Below are 18,399 nucleotides of genomic sequence, written 5' to 3'. Positions count from 1 at the left end.
CATCCCGCGCAGCGCGCATCCGCGCAGGGCCTGCCGACAGGGCAGACCCCAGGCCACGAGGTGTGACCAGCTCAGCCTCGCGGCTCTCGCGGGGGAGCGGAAGGAACCCAACACCAGTGTCAGACGTCGACATCCCCAACTCTGCGGACACCACCGCCGAGCTCAGCGCCATGCGCCTCCCGCAGCTCCAGGCCCTCGCCTCCTCGCTCGGCATCAGCGGTCTCTCCAAGCTCCGCAAGGGCGACCTCGTCGCCGCGATCGCCGCCGTGCAGGCGCAGTCGGCCGGGGGCAGCGCTGCCCCGGCCGAGGCCGCCGCGCCCGTCGTCGAGCAGCCCGTGCTCGACGTGCCCGTCGAGGCCGTCGCCGACGCGCCCGTCGAGGGCGTGGCCGGCACCGAGCCGGCCGAGGCCGCTCAAGTCCCCACCGCCGACGAGGCGACCGTCGCCCCGACCCGTGCCCGTCGCGGCTCGCGTCGCGCCACCTCCGCTGCCGGCGCTCCCGCCCAGCGCGGCGCCGGCGACCACGTCAACGGCGGGGAGTCGGGCGTCGAGCCCGTCCTCCAGGCCCCCGCCACGACCCCGGTCGAGGCTCCCGTCGCGCAGGCCGAGCAGGCTCCCGCGGCAGAGGTCGCCCAGGAGCCGCCCGTCGCCGCCGAGCGTCCCTCGCGCAGCCGCCGTGGCTCGCGCCGCGCCTCCGACGCGACCGTCGCCGAGGCTCAGGCCGCGGCGCAGGGCGAGCAGCCCTCCGACACCACCACCGACCTCGACGCCGCCGAGCGCGCCCAGGGCGCCCAGGGTGCGGACGACCAGGGCCAGGGCGACCAGGCGCAGGGCGACCAGGGCCAGGGCGACCAGGGTCAGGGCGACCAGTCCGGCCAGCAGGGCGGTGGCCGTCGCAGCCGCAGCCGTGGCCGCGGAGACCGCAAGAACGGCCAGTCCGGCCAGCAGGCCGCGGCCGGCGAGCAGCAGCAGGACCGTCAGCAGCAGGGCGGCCAGAAGGCCGACCAGCAGCAGGGCGACCGCCAGCAGCAGGACCGCCAGCAGGGCACCGGCCCGCAGCAGCAGCAGGACGAGAACGGCCGTCAGGGCCGTGGCCGTCAGCGTGACCGCAAGCGCGGCCGAGGCGTCCAGACCGACGAGTTCGAGCCTGAGATCTCCGAGGACGACGTCCTCATCCCCGTCGCCGGCATCCTCGACGTGCTCGAGAACTACGCCTTCGTCCGCACCACGGGCTACCTGCCCGGCGCGAGCGACGTGTACGTGTCGCTCGGCCAGGTCAAGAAGTACCACCTCCGCAAGGGCGACGCCGTCGTCGGCGCGATCCGCCAGCCGCGCGAGGGCGACCAGGGCCAGGGCCGCCAGAAGTACAACGCGATCGTCCGGATCGACTCCATCAACGGCCAGCCCGTCGAGGAGGCCGCGAAGCGCGTCGAGTTCGGCAAGCTCACGCCTCTCTACCCGCAGGAGCGACTGCGCCTCGAGACCGAGCAGCAGAAGCTCTCGACCCGCATCATCGACCTCGTGTCGCCCATCGGCAAGGGCCAGCGCGGCCTGATCGTCTCGCCGCCCAAGGCCGGCAAGACGCTCGTGCTGCAGGCGATCGCCAACGCCATCGCGGTGAACAACCCCGAGGTGCACCTCATGGTCGTCCTGGTGGACGAGCGCCCCGAAGAGGTCACCGACATGCAGCGCACGGTCAAGGGCGAGGTCATCGCCTCGACGTTCGACCGCCCCGCCGAGGACCACACGACGGTCGCCGAGCTCGCGATCGAGCGGGCGAAGCGCCTCGTCGAGCTGGGCCACGACGTCGTCGTGCTGCTCGACTCGATCACCCGCCTCGGCCGCGCCTACAACCTGTCCGCCCCGGCCTCCGGCCGCGTGCTGTCGGGCGGCGTCGACTCGTCGGCCCTCTACCCGCCGAAGCGCTTCTTCGGCGCTGCGCGCAACATCGAGAACGGCGGCTCGCTGACCATCCTGGCGACCGCGTTGGTCGAGACCGGCTCGAAGATGGACGAGGTGATCTTCGAGGAGTTCAAGGGCACCGGCAACATGGAGCTCCGCCTCTCGCGTCACCTCGCCGACAAGCGGATCTTCCCGGCCGTCGACGTCAACGCCTCCGGCACGCGTCGCGAAGAGATGCTGCTCAGCCCCGACGAGGTCAAGATCACGTGGCGCCTGCGTCGCGCCCTCGCCGGCCTCGAGCAGCAGAAGGCGCTCGAGATCGTCCTCGGCAACCTCAAGGAGACGCAGTCGAACGTGGAGTTCCTCGTGCAGATCCAGAAGTCGATGCCCGCGAACGGCCACGACGCCGGCCACAAAGACCACTGATGTTCGAGTCGGTGTCCGTGCTCCTCGCGGAGCACGACGACCTCCAGACCCAGCTCAGCGACCCCGCGGTCCACGCGGACGCCGCGCGCGCCAAGAAGATCAACCGCCGCTACGCCGAGCTCAGCCGCATCGTGGCTGCACACTCGGCGTGGCAGCAGGCGGGTGACGACCTCGAGGCCGCACGGGAGCTCGCGAAGGAGGACGAGGCGTTCGCCGACGAGGTGCCCGCGCTCGAGCAGGGCCTCGACGAGTCCCAGGAGAAGCTGCGGCGCCTCCTGATCCCTCGTGACCCCGACGACGGCCGCGACGTGATCATGGAGATCAAGGGGGGCGAGGGAGGCGCGGAGAGCGCCCTCTTCGCCGCCGACCTCCTGCGCATGTACCTGCACTACGCGGAGGGCATGGGCTGGAAGTCCGAGATGATCCAGAACGACGACAGCGACCTCGGCGGGTACAAGAACGTCCAGGTCGCCATCAAGTCGAACGCCACCGACCCCTCGCAGGGCGTCTGGGCGCACCTGAAGTACGAAGGAGGCGTGCACCGCGTCCAGCGCGTGCCCGCCACGGAGTCCCAGGGCCGCATCCACACCTCCACGACCGGGGTCCTCGTGTTCCCCGAGGTCGACGAGCCGGAGGAGGTCGACATCAACCAGAACGACCTCAAGATCGACGTCTACCGGTCGTCGGGCCCCGGGGGCCAGTCGGTCAACACGACCGACTCGGCCGTCCGCATCACCCACCTGCCCACAGGCATCGTGGTGGCGATGCAGAACGAGAAGAGCCAGCTGCAGAACCGCGAGGCCGGCATGCGCGTCCTGCGCGCGCGCATCCTCGCGCGCCAGCAGGAGGAGCAGGCGGCGATCGCGTCGGACGCCCGCAAGAGCCAGATCCGGGGCATGGACAGGTCGGAGCGCATCCGCACCTACAACTTCCCGGAGAACCGCATCGCCGACCACCGCACCGGCTACAAGGCGTACAACCTCGACGCCGTGATGGACGGGGCCCTGCAGCCCGTCGTCGAGTCGTGCATCCAGGCCGACGAGGAGGCCCGGCTCGCCGAGATCGGCGACGCCGCGTCGTGACCGACGCCGTCGCCGACCTCGGGCACGCCCGCACGGTCGACTCCGCCCTCGCGGCGGGGTCGGCCGTGCTCTCGTCGTCCGGGGTGCCGACGCCGGACGTCGACGCGGAGCTGCTGCTGGCCCACGTGCTCGACCTCGGTCGGGGCGTGCTCCGCGCCCGGGTCGTCACCCGGTCCGCCCTGACGGCCGACGCCGCCGGGGCGTTCGCCGCCGCGATCGCACGGCGCGCCGCTCGGGAACCGCTCCAGCACATCACGGGCACCGCTCCGTTCCGGTCGATGCAGCTGCACGTCGGACCGGGCGTCTTCGTGCCCCGACCCGAGACCGAGGGGGTGGCGCAGCTGGCCGTCGACGCCCTGCGCGCCGCGGCCGAGCCCGCCCCGATCGCGGTCGACCTCGGCACGGGCAGCGGCGCCATCGCCCTGGCCATGGCCACCGAGGTGCCGCACGCGTCCGTCGTCGCGGTCGAGCTCTCGGCCGAGGCGGCCGTCTGGACCCGTCGCAACATCGCCGCGGTCGGCGCCGAGAACGCCCGCCTCGTCGAGGGCGACCTCGCGGACGCCCTGCCCGAGCTCGACGGCACCGTGTCCGTGGTCGCCTCGAACCCGCCGTACATCCCCGTCGGGATGGTTCCGCGCGATCCCGAGGTGCGCCTGCACGACCCGGCGCTCGCCCTCTACGGGGGAGCTGACGGCCTCGACGTCGTGCGCGACCTGTCGGCGACGGCCCTCCGCCTCCTGCGCCCCGGTGGTGTGCTCGTCATCGAGCACGGCGAGGCACAGGGAGGCGCCATCCGCGACCTGCTGGACGCCGACGGCTGGCGGTCCACGGTCACGCACCCCGACCTCACCGGTCGCGACCGTGCGACGACGGCGGTGCGCTGACGCCCTCTCCAGGTCGTCCGCACTATCATCGTCAGGTCATGGCCTCCCTCTACGACCTCTCCGTCGACTCCGAGCTCCTCGCCGGCATGCGTCGAGCACGCGGCGCCATCGGCCGGGGCGAGCTCGTGGTCCTGCCCACCGACACGGTCTACGGCGTGGCCGCCGACGCGTTCGACGCCGGCGCCGTGCAGAAGCTCCTCGACGCCAAGGGGCGGGGCCGCCAGTCGCCGCCTCCCGTCCTCATCAAGGGGCAGGAGACGCTCGCCGCGCTCACCTCGACGGTGCCCGAGGTCGTCAGGCCGCTGCTCGACGAGTTCTGGCCGGGGCCGCTCACCGTGATCTTCCGCGCGCAGGCGTCCCTCAGCTGGGACCTCGGCGACACCCGGGGCACCGTCGCCCTGCGCGTGCCGAGCCACCCGCTCACCCTCGAGCTGCTCGAGGAGACGGGGCCGCTCGCGGTCTCGAGCGCCAACCTCACCGGCCGTGCCGCGGCCGAGACCGCCCAGGCGGCCCTCGACATGCTGGGCGACTCGGTGTCGGTGTACCTCGACGCAGGGCCCGTGGGCAGCGGCTGGGAACGGCGGCCCGGCGCCAACACGGGCTCGACGATCGTCGACGCGACGGGTGCGTCCGACGGCGTCGTCCGCATCGTCCGGCACGGCGTCCTGCCCGACTCCGAGATCAGACGCGTCGTCGGGGCCGACGCCCTCGCGTGAGGTACTACCTGCTCGCGATGGTCATCGCAGCAGTCGTCAGCTTCGTGCTGTCCGTCGTCGTCTGGCGCCTCGGCCTCCGCTTCAAGCTCTACCCGACGATCCGCGAGCGAGACGTCCACCAGACGCCGACGCCGCGGCTCGGGGGAGTGGCGATGTGGGCGGGGGTCGTGGTCGCCCTCCTCGCGGCGTGGTTCGTCTTCCCCCTGATCTCCGGCGTCGACTACTTCCGCCTCGTGTTCGCGGACCCTGGCCCGCCGCTGGCCATCCTGGGCGCGGCGACGATCATCGTGGTCATCGGGGTGGTCGACGACCTCTACGACCTCGACTGGATGACCAAGCTCGCCGGCCAGATCATCGCGGCGGGCGTCCTCGCGTGGCAGGGCGTCCAGCTGGTGTCGCTCCCGATCGGCGGCAGCCTCGCCATCGGTTCTCCCTACATGTCGCTGATCCTCACGATCCTGGCCATCGTTCTGGTGATGAACGCGGTCAACTTCATCGACGGCCTCGACGGGCTGGTCGCCGGGGTGACGATCATCGCGAACAGCGTGTTCTTCATCTACAGCTTCGTCATCTCGATCACCATCGGCCAGACCGAGTACTTCAACCTGGCTGCGTTGCTCACGGCCGTCCTCATCGGTGCGTGCCTCGGCTTCCTCCCGCTCAACTGGCATCCCGCACGGCTCTTCATGGGCGACGCGGGCGCCCTGCTCACCGGCCTCGTGATGGCGACCAGCGCCATCTCCGTGACGGGCCAGATCGACCCGGCCACGATCTCGCGGTCCGCGCTGCTGCCGGCCTTCATCCCGATCCTGCTGCCGTTCGCCGTCCTGGTCGTGCCCCTCCTCGACTTCGGACTCGCCGTGCTGCGCCGCGTGAGTGCGGGCAAGTCGCCGTTCACGGCGGACCGGAAGCACCTGCACCACCGCCTCCTCGACATGGGCCACTCGCACTTCCAGGCCGTGCTGATCTTCTACTCGTGGACCCTCGTCGTCTCCGTCGGCTGCCTGATGTTCCTCTTCGTCAAGCCCGCCTGGCTCGTCGGGCTCTTCCTCGGCGTCGGCCTCGTGGTCTGCGCTGCCCTGACCCTCGCGCCGCTGAGCCGCAGGAAGCGCGTCGAGGTCGCCGTCCAGAGCACCCGCACCGCCGACCTCGCGGCGAGCGAGTCGGGACGCTTCGACCCGCTCGACGAGGCCGCCGGAGTCCTCGACCCGTCCGACACCGACACGGCGCAGAACGCCGTGGTGCCCGAACTGACACCCCCGGAGGAACGCCCATGAACGCCCGATCGATCTTCACCAAGATCCTCACCTACACGGGCTTCCTGGCCCTCGCGATCGCCGTGGTGGGAGGCGGTCTCGGGTACGCCCTCGCAGGGACGGACGGGCTCTGGAGCGCGCTCGTCGGGGTGGCCCTCGCCGTCGTCTTCGCCGGCATCACCGCGGCGAGCATGCTCATCGCGATCCGGTTCCGCCTCGCGGCCTTCTTCGGCATCGTGATGGGCGCCTGGCTGCTCAAGCTCGTCATCTTCGTCGTGCTGCTGGTCCTCGTGAAGGACCAGCCGTTCGTGAACGACGTCGTGCTCTTCCTGGCCCTCGTCGTGTCGATCATCGGCACTCTCGCCATCGACGCCCTGGTGGTCGTCCGCGGTCGCCTCGGCAACGTCAGCGACGCGGTCCTGCCTCCCGCGCCGCAGGACTGACAGGTCCACGGACCACCACGACGAGGCCCTCCCGGGCCCGTGTGCGGCGGCGGCCGGGTCATGTTCCTTGCAGGGCATGAAAAGACCGCCGCCGATTCGTGCCAGCGCCGAATACCTTGATAGAGTCATGACCGTTCCCCGGCCGCGATTCTCTGCGGGTTCGGATGACAACCCCACCAATCGTCGCGACACTTCAGGGTGCTCGCCCCGACACAGGAGATAGCGCTGATAGCGAACGCTGTGAACCTGCTCTCCGCTGCCGAGACCGGCCACGGAGACGGGGGATTCCACGCCCCGACTCTTGACGAGTTCTTCCCGTCCGCGATCTTCTTCGAAGGCACCCCCTTCGAGCTGAACCGCATCATGCTGGTCCGCCTCTTCGCGATCGCCGTCATGCTGCTGCTCTTCTGGCTCGCCCTCCGCAAGGGGCGCCTCGTGCCGTCCCGTGGCCAGAGCATCGCCGAGCTCGGCCTCGACTTCGTCCGCGTGCAGATCGTCGAGGAGATCCTCGGCGAGAAGCTCGGCCGGAAGTACCTGCCGCTGCTGGCCGCGATGTTCTTCGGCATCTTCGCGATGAACATCACGGGCATCGTGCCCGGGCTGAACATCGCCGGCACCTCCGTCGTCGCCATGCCGCTGCTGCTCGGCGTCGTCGCGTACGTCATGTTCATCTACGCGGGCTTCCGCGAGGTGGGCGGGGCGACCTTCTTCCGGAACGCGCTGTTCCCTGCCGGTGTGCCGTGGTACATGTACATCCTGTTGACGCCCATCGAGTTCATCAACATCTTCATCGTCCGGCCCATCTCGTTGGCCTTGCGACTGCTGCTGAACATGATGGTCGGCCACCTCCTCCTCGTGCTCTGCTTCGCCGCGACGCACTTCTTCTTCTTCAGCATGAGCGGTGGGTTCATGGCGTTCGGCGCCCTGACCCTCATCGGCGGGTTCGTGATGACCATCGTCGAGATGGCCGTCGCCGTGCTGCAGGCCTACGTCTTCACGCTCCTCGCCTCGGTCTACATCCAACAGGCCGCGTCGAACGAACACTGAGCGTCGAACGAACACTAAGAACGACGGGGCCCGTCGCCTGACGAGCCCCGCCCAACCGGAAGGAAACACAAGTGGACACCACCACGATCCTCGCTGAGATCAACGGCAACATCGCGACCGTCGGCTACGGCCTCGCAGCGATCGGCCCCGGCATCGGCATCGGCATCGTCGCGGGCAAGACCGTCGAGGCCATGGCACGTCAGCCCGAGCTGGCCGGCCGCCTCCAGGTCACGATGTTCCTCGGCATCGCGTTCACCGAGCTGCTGGGCTTCATCGGCCTCGCCGCCGGCTTCATCTTCTCCTGATCAGTTAGGACGACACACCGATGATCGAGACGATCCTCGCGGCCGAGGGCGGTGCTCCCGAAGGGGCTGCCGTCTTCTTCCCCGCCGGTTACGACATCCTCTGGTCTCTCGTCGTCTTCGTGGTCATCGCCGCGTTCTTCGGGATCTTCGCGATCCCGAAGTTCCGCAAGATCCTCGACGAGCGTGCCGAGCGCATCGAAGGCGGCATCGCCCACGCCGAGGCCGCACAGGCCGAGGCGGCGAAGGCCCTCGACGAGTACAAGAAGCAGCTGGCCGACGCCCGCGCCGAGGCGGCTCGCATCCGTGAGGCCGCTCGTGCCGAGGGCGCCGAGATCCTCGCCGACCTCAAGCAGCAGGCACAGGCCGAGGCCGATCGCGTCACCGCGAACGCCCACGTCCAGATCGAGGCCGAGCGTGCGGCTGCCGTCGCGTCGCTCCGTGCCGAGGTGGGCTCGCTGGCCATCGACCTCGCGTCGGGCGTCATCGGCGAGTCCCTGGCGGACGACGCCAAGGCATCCGCCGTCGTCGACCGGTTCCTGGCCGACCTCGAGGCCGACCAGAACACGAAGGCGGGCCGCTGACGATGGGCTCCATGTCCCGTGAGGCGCTCGGGTCGGCGAGGTCCACCCTCGCCGATCTCGGCGGTGCCGCGGACCTGACCACGGGCGAGCAGGTGCTCGACGCCGGTCGGGTCATCGGCGGCAACGTCCAGCTGCAGGCCTACTTCGCCGACCCCGCTGTCGACGCCGCCACCAAGAAGCAGCTCGTCGACCGCGTGTTCGGTGCCTTCACCGAGCCGGCGCGTGCGCTGGTGCTGTCCGTGGTGGGCCGCCGCTGGTCCTCGAAGCGCGATCTCCTCGCGGGCATGGAGGAGATCGGCATCCGTGTCGTCGCCTCCACGATCCCCGACGGCAGCACGATCGCGAACGAGCTCTTCGCCTTCGACGCGGCCGTCCGCTCCGACTCCTCCCTCGAGCTCGCCATCGGCACCAAGCTGAGCGACCCCGAGGCGAAGGCAGGCCTCGTGCAGCGCCTCCTCGGGGGACGCGCGAGCGAGCAGACGAACACGATCGTCAGCCACCTCGTCCGTCAGCCCCGCGGCCGTCGGATCGGGGAACTCCTCCGCACGGCAGCCGAGATCGTGTCCGACCAGTCGGACCAGCTCGTCGCCACGGTCACGACCGCGCGCGTCCTCGACGACGCACACGCGGCCCGCCTCGAACAGGGTCTGTCCCGACAGTTCGGGCGTAGCCTCCGCATCAACCAGGTCGTCGACCCTGCCGTGATCGGCGGGCTCCGCGTCCAGGTCGGCGACGAGGTCATCGACGGGACCGTCGCCACCAAGCTCAGCGCGCTCCGCCTCCAGCTCGCCGGCTAGGCACGCACCCCACACAGACTCGAGGCCCCCTGAAGCCTCGCTACGAATAGGAATCACAATGGCAGACATCAAGATCAGCCCCGATGAGATTCGCGATGCGCTGAAGGACTTCGTGTCGTCGTACGACCCGTCCAAGGCCTCGACGACCGAGGTCGGCTACGTCACGGACGCCGCTGACGGCATCGCGCACGTCCAGGGTCTCCCCGGCGTCATGGCCAACGAGCTCATCCGCTTCGCGGACGGCACGCAGGGCCTCGCCCAGAACCTCGACGAGGACGAGATCGGCACGATCGTGCTCGGCGAGTTCTCCGGCATCGAGGAGGGCATGGAGGTGACCCGCACCGGCGAGGTCCTCTCGGTCCCCGTCGGCGACGGCTTCCTCGGCCGCGTGGTCGACCCCCTGGGTGCGCCCATCGACGGTCTCGGCGAGATCGCGAACGAGGGGCGTCGCGCCCTCGAGCTCCAGGCCCCCGGCGTCATGCAGCGCAAGTCGGTGCACGAGCCCATGCAGACCGGCATCAAGGCCATCGACGCCATGATCCCGGTCGGCCGCGGCCAGCGTCAGCTGATCATCGGCGACCGCCAGACCGGCAAGACGGCGATCGCGATCGACACGATCATCAACCAGAAGGCCAACTGGGAGTCGGGCGACGTCAACAAGCAGGTCCGCTGCATCTACGTCGCCATCGGCCAGAAGGGCTCGACGATCGCGTCCGTGAAGGGCGCCCTCGAAGAGTCCGGCGCCATGGAGTACACGACGATCGTCGCGGCTCCGGCATCCGACCCCGCGGGCTTCAAGTACCTCGCCCCCTACACCGGCTCGGCCATCGGCCAGCACTGGATGTACGGCGGCAAGCACGTCCTCATCATCTTCGACGACCTGTCGAAGCAGGCCGAGGCCTACCGTGCCGTGTCCCTGCTCCTCCGTCGCCCGCCGGGCCGCGAGGCCTACCCCGGCGACGTCTTCTACCTGCACTCGCGCCTGCTCGAGCGCTGCGCGAAGCTGTCCGACGAGCTCGGCGCCGGCTCGATGACCGGTCTCCCGATCATCGAGACCAAGGCGAACGACGTCTCGGCCTACATCCCGACCAACGTGATCTCGATCACCGACGGCCAGATCTTCCTGCAGTCCGACCTGTTCAACGCCAACCAGCGTCCCGCTGTCGACGTCGGCATCTCGGTCTCACGAGTCGGCGGCGACGCCCAGCTGAAGTCGATCAAGAAGGTCTCGGGAACGCTCAAGCTCGAGCTGGCCCAGTACCGCTCGCTCGAGGCCTTCGCGATGTTCGCGTCCGACCTCGACGCCGCGAGCCGTCGTCAGCTCGCCCGTGGTGCGCGTCTCACTGAGCTGCTCAAGCAGCCGCAGTACTCGCCGTACCCCGTCGAGGACCAGGTCGTCTCGATCTGGGCCGGCACGAACGGCAAGCTCGACGAGGTCCCCGTGCCCGACGTGCTCCGCTTCGAGCGCGAGCTGCTCGACTACCTCGGCCGCAACACCTCGGTGCTGTCGGACCTCCGTGAGAAGAACGTCCTGTCGGACGACATCGTCTCGGCGCTCGGCGCCGGCGTGGACGCCTTCAAGCAGGAGTTCCAGACGGGAGAGGGCAAGCCCCTCGCCTCGGTCGGCACCGAGCAGTTCGAGGCCACCGACGCCGCCGACGTCAACCAGGAGAAGATCGTCAAGGCCAAGCGCTGACGCGCTCGACCGACGATCACGACTGACGAGACAACAGGAGAGTCATGGGAGCCCAACTACGGGTCTACCGCCAGAGGATCCGCTCCGCGCAGACCACGAAGAAGGTCACGCGGGCGATGGAGCTCATCTCGGCCTCGCGCATCCAGAAGGCGCAGGCGAGGATGAAGGCCTCCGGGCCGTACTCGCGAGCCATCACGCGTGCGGTCTCGGCCGTGGCGACGTTCTCGGACGTCGACCACATCCTCACCACGGAGCCCGCGACCGTCGAGCGTGCCGCGGTCGTCGTGTTCACGTCCGACCGTGGCCTGAACGGCGCCTTCAGCTCGAACACGCTGAAGGAGGCCGAGCAGCTCGCCACGCTGCTGCGCGGCCAGGGCAAGGACGTCGTGTTCTACCTCGTCGGCCGCAAGGCGCAGAACTACTTCGCGTTCCGCAAGCGCGACTCGGAGCAGATCTGGACGGGCAACACCGACCAGCCCGAGTTCGCGACCGCGAAGGAGATCGGCGACGCAGTCGTGTCGAAGTTCCTCACCGCCGCGTCCGAGGGCGGGGTCGACGAGATCCACATCGTCTACAACCGCTTCGTGAACATGGTCAGCCAGGTCCCCGAGGTCGTCCGTCTCCTTCCCCTCGAGGTCGTCGAGGGCGTCGAGGCACCTGCCGACGACGAGATCCTGCCGCTGTACGACTTCGAGCCCGACGCCACCGAGGTGCTCGACTCGCTCCTGCCGGTCTACATCGAGAGCCGCATCTTCAACGCGATGCTGCAGTCGGCGGCGTCCGAGCACGCTGCTCGCCAGAAGGCCATGAAGGCCGCCAGCGACAACGCGGACACCCTCATCCGGGACTTCACCCGCTTGGCGAACAACGCTCGCCAGGCCGAGATCACGCAGCAGATCTCCGAGATCGTGGGCGGCGCAGACGCCCTCAGCTCGGCCAAGTAGATCTGCCCCCCAGCATCACCATCCGAAGAGAGAGAAGCCATGACTGACACCGCAACCGCGCCGGTCGCGACCGAGTCGGCTCCCGGCGTCGGGCGAGTCGCCCGGGTCACGGGCCCCGTCGTCGACATCGAGTTCCCGCACGACGCCATCCCCGGCGTGTACAACGCGCTCCACACGACGATCACGATCGGCGACACGAGCAGCGAGCTGACCCTCGAGGTCGCCCAGCACCTCGGCGACGACCTGGTCCGCGCCATCGCCCTCAAGCCGACCGACGGACTCGTCCGCGGCCAGGAGGTCACGGACACCGGCGCGCCGATCTCGGTCCCCGTCGGCGACGTCACCAAGGGCAAGGTCTTCAGCGTCACCGGCGAGATCCTCAACCTCGAGGGCAACGAGCAGGTGGAGATCACCGAGCGCTGGCCGATCCACCGCAAGCCCCCGGCCTTCGACCAGCTCGAGTCGAAGACCCAGCTCTTCGAGACCGGCATCAAGTCGATCGACCTGCTCACGCCCTACGTGCAGGGCGGCAAGATCGGCCTCTTCGGCGGTGCGGGTGTCGGCAAGACCGTCCTCATCCAGGAGATGATCCAGCGTGTCGCGCAGGACCACGGCGGCGTGTCCGTGTTCGCCGGCGTGGGCGAGCGCACCCGTGAGGGCAACGACCTCATCGCCGAGATGGACGAGGCCGGGGTGTTCGACAAGACCGCCCTCGTGTTCGGCCAGATGGACGAGCCGCCGGGGACGCGCCTCCGGGTCGCCCTGTCGGCGCTGACGATGGCGGAGTACTTCCGTGACGTGCAGAAGCAGGACGTCCTGCTCTTCATCGACAACATCTTCCGCTTCACGCAGGCCGGCTCCGAGGTCTCGACGCTCCTCGGCCGCATGCCGTCCGCGGTGGGCTACCAGCCGAACCTCGCGGACGAGATGGGCGTGCTCCAGGAGCGCATCACCTCGACGCGCGGTCACTCGATCACCTCGCTGCAGGCGATCTACGTGCCGGCCGACGACTACACCGACCCGGCGCCTGCCACGACGTTCGCGCACCTCGACGCCACCACCGAGCTGTCGCGAGAGATCGCGTCGCAGGGCCTCTACCCGGCGATCGACCCCCTGACCTCGACCAGCCGCATCCTCGACCCCCGCTACCTGGGCGAGGCGCACTACAACACGGCGATCCGCGTCAAGGCGATCCTGCAGAAGAACAAGGAACTCCAGGAGATCATCGCCATCCTCGGTGTCGACGAGCTCTCGGAGGAGGACAAGATCACCGTCGCGCGTGCGCGCCGGATCCAGCAGTTCCTCTCGCAGAACACGTACATGGCGAAGAAGTTCACCGGTGTCGAGGGCTCCACGGTCCCCCTCAAGGAGACCATCGAGTCCTTCACGGCGATCGCGGACGGCGAGTTCGACCACGTCGCGACGCAGGCCTTCTTCAACGTCGGGTCCATCTCCGACGTCGAAGAGAAGTGGGCTCAGATCCAGAAGGAGAACGGCTGATCGTGGCTGCTCTCACCGTGAGCGTCGTCTCGGCCGACCACGAGGTGTGGTCGGGCGAGGCGTCGTCCATCGTTGCCCGCACCGCCGAGGGTGAGATCGGGATCCTGCCGGGTCACGAGCCTCTCCTGGCGATCCTGGCCACGGGCAAGGTCCGCGTCCGCCTGACCGACGGCTCGACCGTCGAGGCGACCGCAGACGACGGGTTCCTGTCCGTCGAGAACGACACGGTCACGGTCGTCGCGCGCAACGCGCAGCTGGCCTGACACCCGTTCGCACCTCCTCCTGATCCACCGTGCTGTTCCTGCTGCCCCCGTCCGAGACGAAACTCGACGGGGGCAGCGGCATGTCCGGCCTCGACCTCGCGTCCCTGTCGTTCCCGCAGCTGAGCGAGGTCCGGCGTGACGTGACGGACCGCCTCCTGGCTCTCTCGTCCGATCGAGCAGCGATGATGTCCGGCCTCAAGCTCGGACCTCGCCTCGCCGACGAGGTCGACCGCAACAGGACGGTCGAGTCCGCGCCGACGATGCCTGCCCTCGCGCGGTACACCGGGGTCCTGTTCGATCCTGTCGAGGTCGACGAGCTGGACGAGACGGGCTGGCGGTGGGCTCACCAGCACATCGCCGTCCACTCTGCGTTGTTCGGGCTCGTCCGGGCGGGTGACCCGATCCCCGCGTACCGGCTGTCCCACGACTCCCGTCTGCCGGCCGGGTCCCTGCGATCGACCTGGTCCGCCTCGGTGTCGTCCGTCCTTGCCGAGGTCGTCGAGTCGGGCGAGTTCGTCGTCGACCTCCGTTCCGAGGGCTACGTCACGCTCGGGCCTGCTCCACGCCCCGGGTCGGTCTTCGTCCGAGTCGTGTCCGACGCGTCCGGTCGACGTCGAGCCCTCAACCACTTCAACAAGAAGTCGAAGGGGCTGCTCGTCCGTCGCCTCCTCCAGGACCGCCCCGAGCTCGCCGGGCTGGACGACCTCCTCGCGTGGGCCCGGAGGGCCGGCATCGTCCTCGAGCCGTCGGCCGAGGGCGAGCTCGTCCTGGTGTCCGAGTCGCTGCTCGGGGACCCCGGTCAGACGACCGGCACGGGCCCGATCCGGTAGACGATGCCCTCGTGGCGCAGCAGCCACTGCTTGGTCGGCACGCCCCGGCCCACCGTGTAGCCGGTGACGCCGCCCGTCCGGCCGAGGACCCGGTGGCACGGGACGAGCAACGGCAGGGGATTCGACGCGACGGCGCCGCCGACGGCCCGCCCGGCCTGCGGGCTGCCGACAGCACCGCCGAGGCGCCCGTAGGTCGTCGTCAGCCCCCACGGCACCGCGACGAGCGCCGACCAGACGGACAGCTGGAAGGCGGTGCCGATCGGCCTGACAGGGAGGTCGAACTGACGACGTCGGCCGTCGAAGTAGTCGTGCACCTGCCGTCGGGCGGCCTCGAGCAGGTCGTCCGAGTGCTCGACGAGCCCGTCGTGGGGCAGGCCTCGTCCGTCGTCGACGAGGACGCGTTCCACGGCGTCCCGCCGACTGTGGATCTCGATGCGACCGACGGGGGAGTGGAGCCGCACGAAGCGCACGTCGCCCGGGTCGTCGTGCAGCCCCGGCGCCAGCGGAGGGACGAGGGTGAGGTCGGGCATGGGGGCACGCTACGGAGGTGCTCCCGCGAGGTCGTGCTCGGCGGCGGCACTTGTGGAGAGGGCGAGCTCGGCCGTTCCTGGGGAGGGGCCACACGAGGAGGCGCGACGCGCGGAGGTGGGCGAGCGATCGACCGGTAGCGTTGTCGTGAGGCGTGACGCGCCTCCTCGACCATCCCCTCGTGAGGACACCGTGACACGACCCGATCAGCACGACGGCGAGGAACTCGACGACACCGTGCTCGACGACACCGTGCTCGTCGTCCGTCGGGCCGCGACGTCGACGGTGCCGGACGACGACACGGTCGTGCGTCCCCGCGCCAGCACCCACGACGAGCGCCGCAGCGCACCGCCCGTGCCTCCTGCCCCGCCTCCTGCCCCGCCCGCGCAGGCCGCCCGTCGGGTGCACGCGCTCCGCGTGGGCGGCGAGGCCCGTCGGCTCGAGGGCCCTGTCGTCGTCGGCCGACGACCGGCTGCCCCGCGTGTCCCGACCGGTGCCCCGATCGTCCTCGTCGTCGTGCCCTCGCCGACCGGCGAGGTCTCGGGCAGCCACGTCCGCGTCGAGCAGGTGGGCGCGACCGTCGTCGTCACCGACCTGCGCTCGACGAACGGCACGGTCGTGACGATGCCCGGACGCCTTCCCGTGACTCTCCGGCAGGGCGAGTCGTCCGTGGTGCTGGCAGGGACCATAGTGGACGTCGGCGACGGCAACCTCCTCGAGATCCTCCCGCCTCCCCGACCCTCAGCCCACGAAGGACCTCGCCCGTGACAGAGCTCGGCCGCCCCACGACCGCCCACCCCCTCGCCGCCGACGCGCCCGGCCTGTCGATCGACTGGGCGGGCGTGACCGACGTCGGCCTCCGCCGCGCGCACAACGAGGACAGCTACGTCGCCGAGGCGCCGGTCTTCGTCGTCGCGGACGGCATGGGCGGGCACAGCGCCGGCGACGTCGCCAGCGACGCGGTGGTGCGGCGGATCGCCGAGGTGGCGGTCCGGGACAGCCTGAGCACGGACGAGCTCGAGGAGGCGCTGCGGCGTGCGACGGCGGACCTCGCCGTGGCCGCGGCCGAGACCGAGCTCGGGGTCGGCACGACCGCCACCGGCGTGTTCCTCTCCGGCGAGGACGGCGAGGCCGAGTTCACGGTCTTCAACGTGGGGGACTCGCGGGTGTACCTCGTCGCCGACGGCGCCCTGCAGCAGATCACCGTCGACCACTCCGTGGTCCAGGAGATGGTCGACGCGGGCCTCCTCCGTGCAGAGGACGCCGAGTCCCACCCCGACAGCAACGTGATCACGAGGGCCGTCGGCTTCGACGTCGACCAGCGTCCCGACTACTGGCGGATCCCCGCCCGTCCCGGCCTGCGCCTCCTCGTCTGCTCGGACGGGCTGACCAAGGAGCTGTCCGGCCCCGACATCGAGCGTGTGCTCGCCGAGCAGCCGGAGTCGCACGCCGCGGCCACGGCACTGGTCCGTGCTGCGGTCGAGGCCGGCGGACGCGACAACGTGACGGCCGTCGTGGTCGACGTCCGGGGTACAGCGACCGAGCTGCCCGAGGCCTAGCCGAGGCCGTCGTCCACAGGCGTCGGGGCGTCGTTCCTCCCCCGAAGTGGGGGAGCGTCGGTCGTCCCCCGTCCGAGCCGAACGGGGCACGGCCCCCGAGGGCCCGACCTACAATGGCGAGGGCCGGCAGCGTGTCGGCGCGTCCTGCGCGGGCGCACGCCGGAGACAGCCGAGGAGGGTGACGTGGCACGACGACTGCCGTCCCCGCCGCCGGTGCTGCCCGGTTTCTCGCACGTCCACGTGCTCGGCTCCGGCGGCTTCGCCGACGTCTTCCTCTACGAGCAGAACATGCCGAGGCGCCAGGTCGCCGTCAAGGTCATGCTGAGCGAGGTGGTCAACGACCAGGTCCGCCAGATGTTCCAGGCCGAGGCCAACCTCATGGCCCAGCTGAGCGCGCACCCCTCGATCCTCACCGTGTACCAGGCGAGCGTGTCGGCCGACGGCCGCCCGTACCTCGTCATGGAGCTCTGCTCGTCGTCGCTCAGCGAGCGCTACCGCCGCGACCGCATCCCGGTCGCGGACGTGCTGCGGATCGGCGTCAAGATCGGCAGCGCCGTCGAGACGGCTCACCGGCAGGGCGTGCTGCACCGCGACGTCAAGCCCTCGAACATCCTCATGACCGCCTACGGACACCCCGTCCTGTCCGACTTCGGCATCGCCGCCTCGCTGAGCGAGAGCGAGCCGCAGGAGGCGGTGGGCATGTCGATCCCCTGGTCGGCGCCCGAGGTGCTCCTCGACGAGACGAACGGCACGATCGAGTCCGAGGTCTGGTCGCTGGGCGCGACCGTGTACTCGCTCCTCGCCGGCCGCAGCCCCTTCGAGATCCTCGGCAGCGACAAGAACGGCGCCTCCGACCTGATCGGACGGATCGACAAGGCGAAGCTGGCGCCGACCGGTCGCACCGACGTCCCCGCGAGCCTCGAGCGCATCCTCGCCCGGGCGATGTCGAGGCGACCGGAGCAGCGGCAGGCGAGCGTCCTCGAGCTGCTGCGCGAGCTGCAGCAGGTCGAGTCCGAGCTCGGCGTGGGGCAGACCCCGATCGAGGTCGCGGTCGACGACTGGGCCCTCGCGACGGTGGCCGACCTCGAGGACAGGACGCGCCTCCGCGGTGCCGCCCCGGTGCAGTCGACCCGACGTCGCCGCCGACGCCGTCGCGTGACGGAGGCGCAGGCGGCGGCCGTCCACGGCTCGGGACTCGGGCACAGCCGGGCGGTGCCGCGCAGCACGGGGACCCGAGAAGCACCCCGCAGCCGTCGTGCCCTCGTGCTCGTCTGGTCGCTCGTCGCCGCGGCCGTCGTCGCCATCGGCCTGGGTGCGACGGCCACGCTCGTCCTCGTGCGGGCCACGTCGACCGAGATCCCGCGCGTCTCCGAGATCTCGGCCACGGCCGAGGACTCGTCCGTCGTGTTCACGTGGAGCGACCCGGGCCTCCGCTCGGGCGACGCCTACATCATCTCGACGGGCTCGGACACGAGCCAGCAGACGTCCAACCGCTTCGTGGCCAGCGCCTCCGAGACGGGCGAGCAGCTCTGCATCACGGTGAGCGTCAACCGGGCCGGCCAGAGCGGCGAGCCGAGCGGCGAGCAGTGTGCCGTGGCCGGGGGCGGCGAGTGACGCGCCTCGGCGCCTGGGCCCGGTCAC

At 70.4% G+C, this 18,399-nt stretch carries 19 protein-coding genes; 18 read left to right on the top strand and 1 reads right to left on the bottom strand.

Annotation, left to right across the window (positions count from 1 at the left end; all coding sequences use genetic code 11):
• Positions 1-116 precede the first annotated feature (116 nt).
• The 15 genes from rho to IFT90_RS09070 all read left to right on the top strand — a co-directional run bounded on the left by rho (position 117) and on the right by IFT90_RS09070 (position 14,671).
• Entirely contained in the window at positions 117-2,327 is a 2,211-nt protein-coding gene (rho, locus tag IFT90_RS09140) for a transcription termination factor Rho (RefSeq protein WP_192041905.1), read from the top strand.
• Positions 2,327-3,409, top strand: coding sequence for a peptide chain release factor 1 (gene prfA / locus IFT90_RS16910; RefSeq protein ID WP_192041904.1), 1,083 nt, complete (start codon positions 2,327-2,329; stop codon positions 3,407-3,409). Before rho ends, prfA begins: the two co-directional genes overlap by 1 nt.
• A complete protein-coding gene (gene prmC, locus IFT90_RS16905) occupies positions 3,406-4,293 on the top strand; it encodes a peptide chain release factor N(5)-glutamine methyltransferase (protein WP_192041903.1) in 888 nt (295 codons plus the stop codon). Before prfA ends, prmC begins: the two co-directional genes overlap by 4 nt.
• A gap of 38 nt (positions 4,294-4,331) precedes the next feature.
• Positions 4,332-5,009, top strand: a complete 678-nt coding sequence (locus IFT90_RS09125; RefSeq protein ID WP_192041902.1) for an L-threonylcarbamoyladenylate synthase — start codon at positions 4,332-4,334, stop codon at positions 5,007-5,009.
• The gene (locus tag IFT90_RS09120) at positions 5,006-6,286 is read left to right on the top strand and encodes an MraY family glycosyltransferase (protein WP_369878088.1); all 1,281 of its coding nucleotides are present in this window, start codon (positions 5,006-5,008) and stop codon (positions 6,284-6,286) included. The genes IFT90_RS09125 and IFT90_RS09120 overlap by 4 nt, the downstream gene beginning before the upstream one ends.
• Entirely contained in the window at positions 6,283-6,708 is a 426-nt protein-coding gene (locus tag IFT90_RS09115) for a hypothetical protein (protein WP_123546321.1), read from the top strand. The genes IFT90_RS09120 and IFT90_RS09115 overlap by 4 nt, the downstream gene beginning before the upstream one ends.
• A 240-nt stretch (positions 6,709-6,948) precedes the next feature.
• Complete coding sequence (gene atpB / locus IFT90_RS09110; protein WP_123546319.1) at positions 6,949-7,755, top strand: F0F1 ATP synthase subunit A; 807 nt, start codon at positions 6,949-6,951, stop codon at positions 7,753-7,755.
• Between the two features lie 71 nt (positions 7,756-7,826).
• Positions 7,827-8,060, top strand: a complete 234-nt coding sequence (gene atpE / locus IFT90_RS09105) for an ATP synthase F0 subunit C (protein WP_043594505.1) — start codon at positions 7,827-7,829, stop codon at positions 8,058-8,060.
• Between the two features lie 20 nt (positions 8,061-8,080).
• A complete protein-coding gene (locus IFT90_RS09100; protein ID WP_123546317.1) occupies positions 8,081-8,641 on the top strand; it encodes a F0F1 ATP synthase subunit B in 561 nt (186 codons plus the stop codon).
• A gap of 2 nt (positions 8,642-8,643) precedes the next feature.
• Entirely contained in the window at positions 8,644-9,438 is a 795-nt protein-coding gene (locus IFT90_RS09095; RefSeq protein ID WP_192041901.1) for a F0F1 ATP synthase subunit delta, read from the top strand.
• Positions 9,439-9,496: 58 nt separating this feature from the next.
• A complete protein-coding gene (gene atpA, locus IFT90_RS09090; RefSeq protein ID WP_192041900.1) occupies positions 9,497-11,134 on the top strand; it encodes a F0F1 ATP synthase subunit alpha in 1,638 nt (545 codons plus the stop codon).
• 44 nt (positions 11,135-11,178) lie between these two features.
• Entirely contained in the window at positions 11,179-12,078 is a 900-nt protein-coding gene (locus tag IFT90_RS09085; RefSeq protein WP_192041899.1) for a F0F1 ATP synthase subunit gamma, read from the top strand.
• A gap of 39 nt (positions 12,079-12,117) precedes the next feature.
• A complete protein-coding gene (atpD, locus tag IFT90_RS09080) occupies positions 12,118-13,578 on the top strand; it encodes a F0F1 ATP synthase subunit beta (RefSeq protein WP_192041898.1) in 1,461 nt (486 codons plus the stop codon).
• 2 nt (positions 13,579-13,580) lie between these two features.
• Positions 13,581-13,841 (top strand): F0F1 ATP synthase subunit epsilon, encoded by a 261-nt coding sequence (locus IFT90_RS09075; RefSeq protein ID WP_123546308.1) that lies wholly within the window; start codon positions 13,581-13,583, stop codon positions 13,839-13,841.
• 29 nt (positions 13,842-13,870) lie between these two features.
• Complete coding sequence (locus IFT90_RS09070; RefSeq protein ID WP_192041897.1) at positions 13,871-14,671, top strand: peroxide stress protein YaaA; 801 nt, start codon at positions 13,871-13,873, stop codon at positions 14,669-14,671.
• Here the strand turns inward: IFT90_RS09070 and IFT90_RS09065 are convergent.
• Positions 14,641-15,201, bottom strand: coding sequence for a methylated-DNA--[protein]-cysteine S-methyltransferase (locus IFT90_RS09065; protein ID WP_244638382.1), 561 nt, complete (start codon positions 15,199-15,201; stop codon positions 14,641-14,643). The two genes, IFT90_RS09070 and IFT90_RS09065, sit on opposite strands and share 31 nt — an antisense overlap.
• Before the next feature lie 190 nt (positions 15,202-15,391).
• Between IFT90_RS09065 and IFT90_RS09060 the strand changes: the two genes are divergently transcribed.
• From IFT90_RS09060 to IFT90_RS09050, 3 genes are all read left to right on the top strand, one after another.
• Positions 15,392-15,967, top strand: coding sequence for an FHA domain-containing protein (locus IFT90_RS09060; protein WP_192041896.1), 576 nt, complete (start codon positions 15,392-15,394; stop codon positions 15,965-15,967).
• The gene (locus IFT90_RS09055; protein WP_192041895.1) at positions 15,964-16,758 is read left to right on the top strand and encodes a protein phosphatase 2C domain-containing protein; all 795 of its coding nucleotides are present in this window, start codon (positions 15,964-15,966) and stop codon (positions 16,756-16,758) included. Before IFT90_RS09060 ends, IFT90_RS09055 begins: the two co-directional genes overlap by 4 nt.
• Positions 16,759-16,941: 183 nt before the next feature.
• Positions 16,942-18,372 (top strand): protein kinase, encoded by a 1,431-nt coding sequence (locus IFT90_RS09050; RefSeq protein ID WP_192041894.1) that lies wholly within the window; start codon positions 16,942-16,944, stop codon positions 18,370-18,372.
• Positions 18,373-18,399: the final 27 nt, after the last annotated feature.

It is taken from the genome of Frigoribacterium sp. CFBP 8766 (assembly GCF_014841435.1).
Lineage (GTDB): Bacteria > Actinomycetota > Actinomycetes > Actinomycetales > Microbacteriaceae > Frigoribacterium.
Note: the sequence above shows the minus strand (reverse complement) of the source record. Positions and strands in the feature narration are given on the sequence as shown.

Coding starts and splice junctions, on each gene's coding strand:
- IFT90_RS09065 (WP_244638382.1), bottom strand. CDS start 15,201: ATGCCCGACCTCACCCTCGTCCCTCCGCTGGCGCCGGGGCTGCACGAC.
- atpA (WP_192041900.1), top strand. CDS start 9,497: ATGGCAGACATCAAGATCAGCCCCGATGAGATTCGCGATGCGCTGAAG.
- IFT90_RS09125 (WP_192041902.1), top strand. CDS start 4,332: ATGGCCTCCCTCTACGACCTCTCCGTCGACTCCGAGCTCCTCGCCGGC.
- atpD (WP_192041898.1), top strand. CDS start 12,118: ATGACTGACACCGCAACCGCGCCGGTCGCGACCGAGTCGGCTCCCGGC.
- IFT90_RS09085 (WP_192041899.1), top strand. CDS start 11,179: ATGGGAGCCCAACTACGGGTCTACCGCCAGAGGATCCGCTCCGCGCAG.
- IFT90_RS09100 (WP_123546317.1), top strand. CDS start 8,081: ATGATCGAGACGATCCTCGCGGCCGAGGGCGGTGCTCCCGAAGGGGCT.
- IFT90_RS09095 (WP_192041901.1), top strand. CDS start 8,644: ATGGGCTCCATGTCCCGTGAGGCGCTCGGGTCGGCGAGGTCCACCCTC.
- IFT90_RS09115 (WP_123546321.1), top strand. CDS start 6,283: ATGAACGCCCGATCGATCTTCACCAAGATCCTCACCTACACGGGCTTC.
- prfA (WP_192041904.1), top strand. CDS start 2,327: ATGTTCGAGTCGGTGTCCGTGCTCCTCGCGGAGCACGACGACCTCCAG.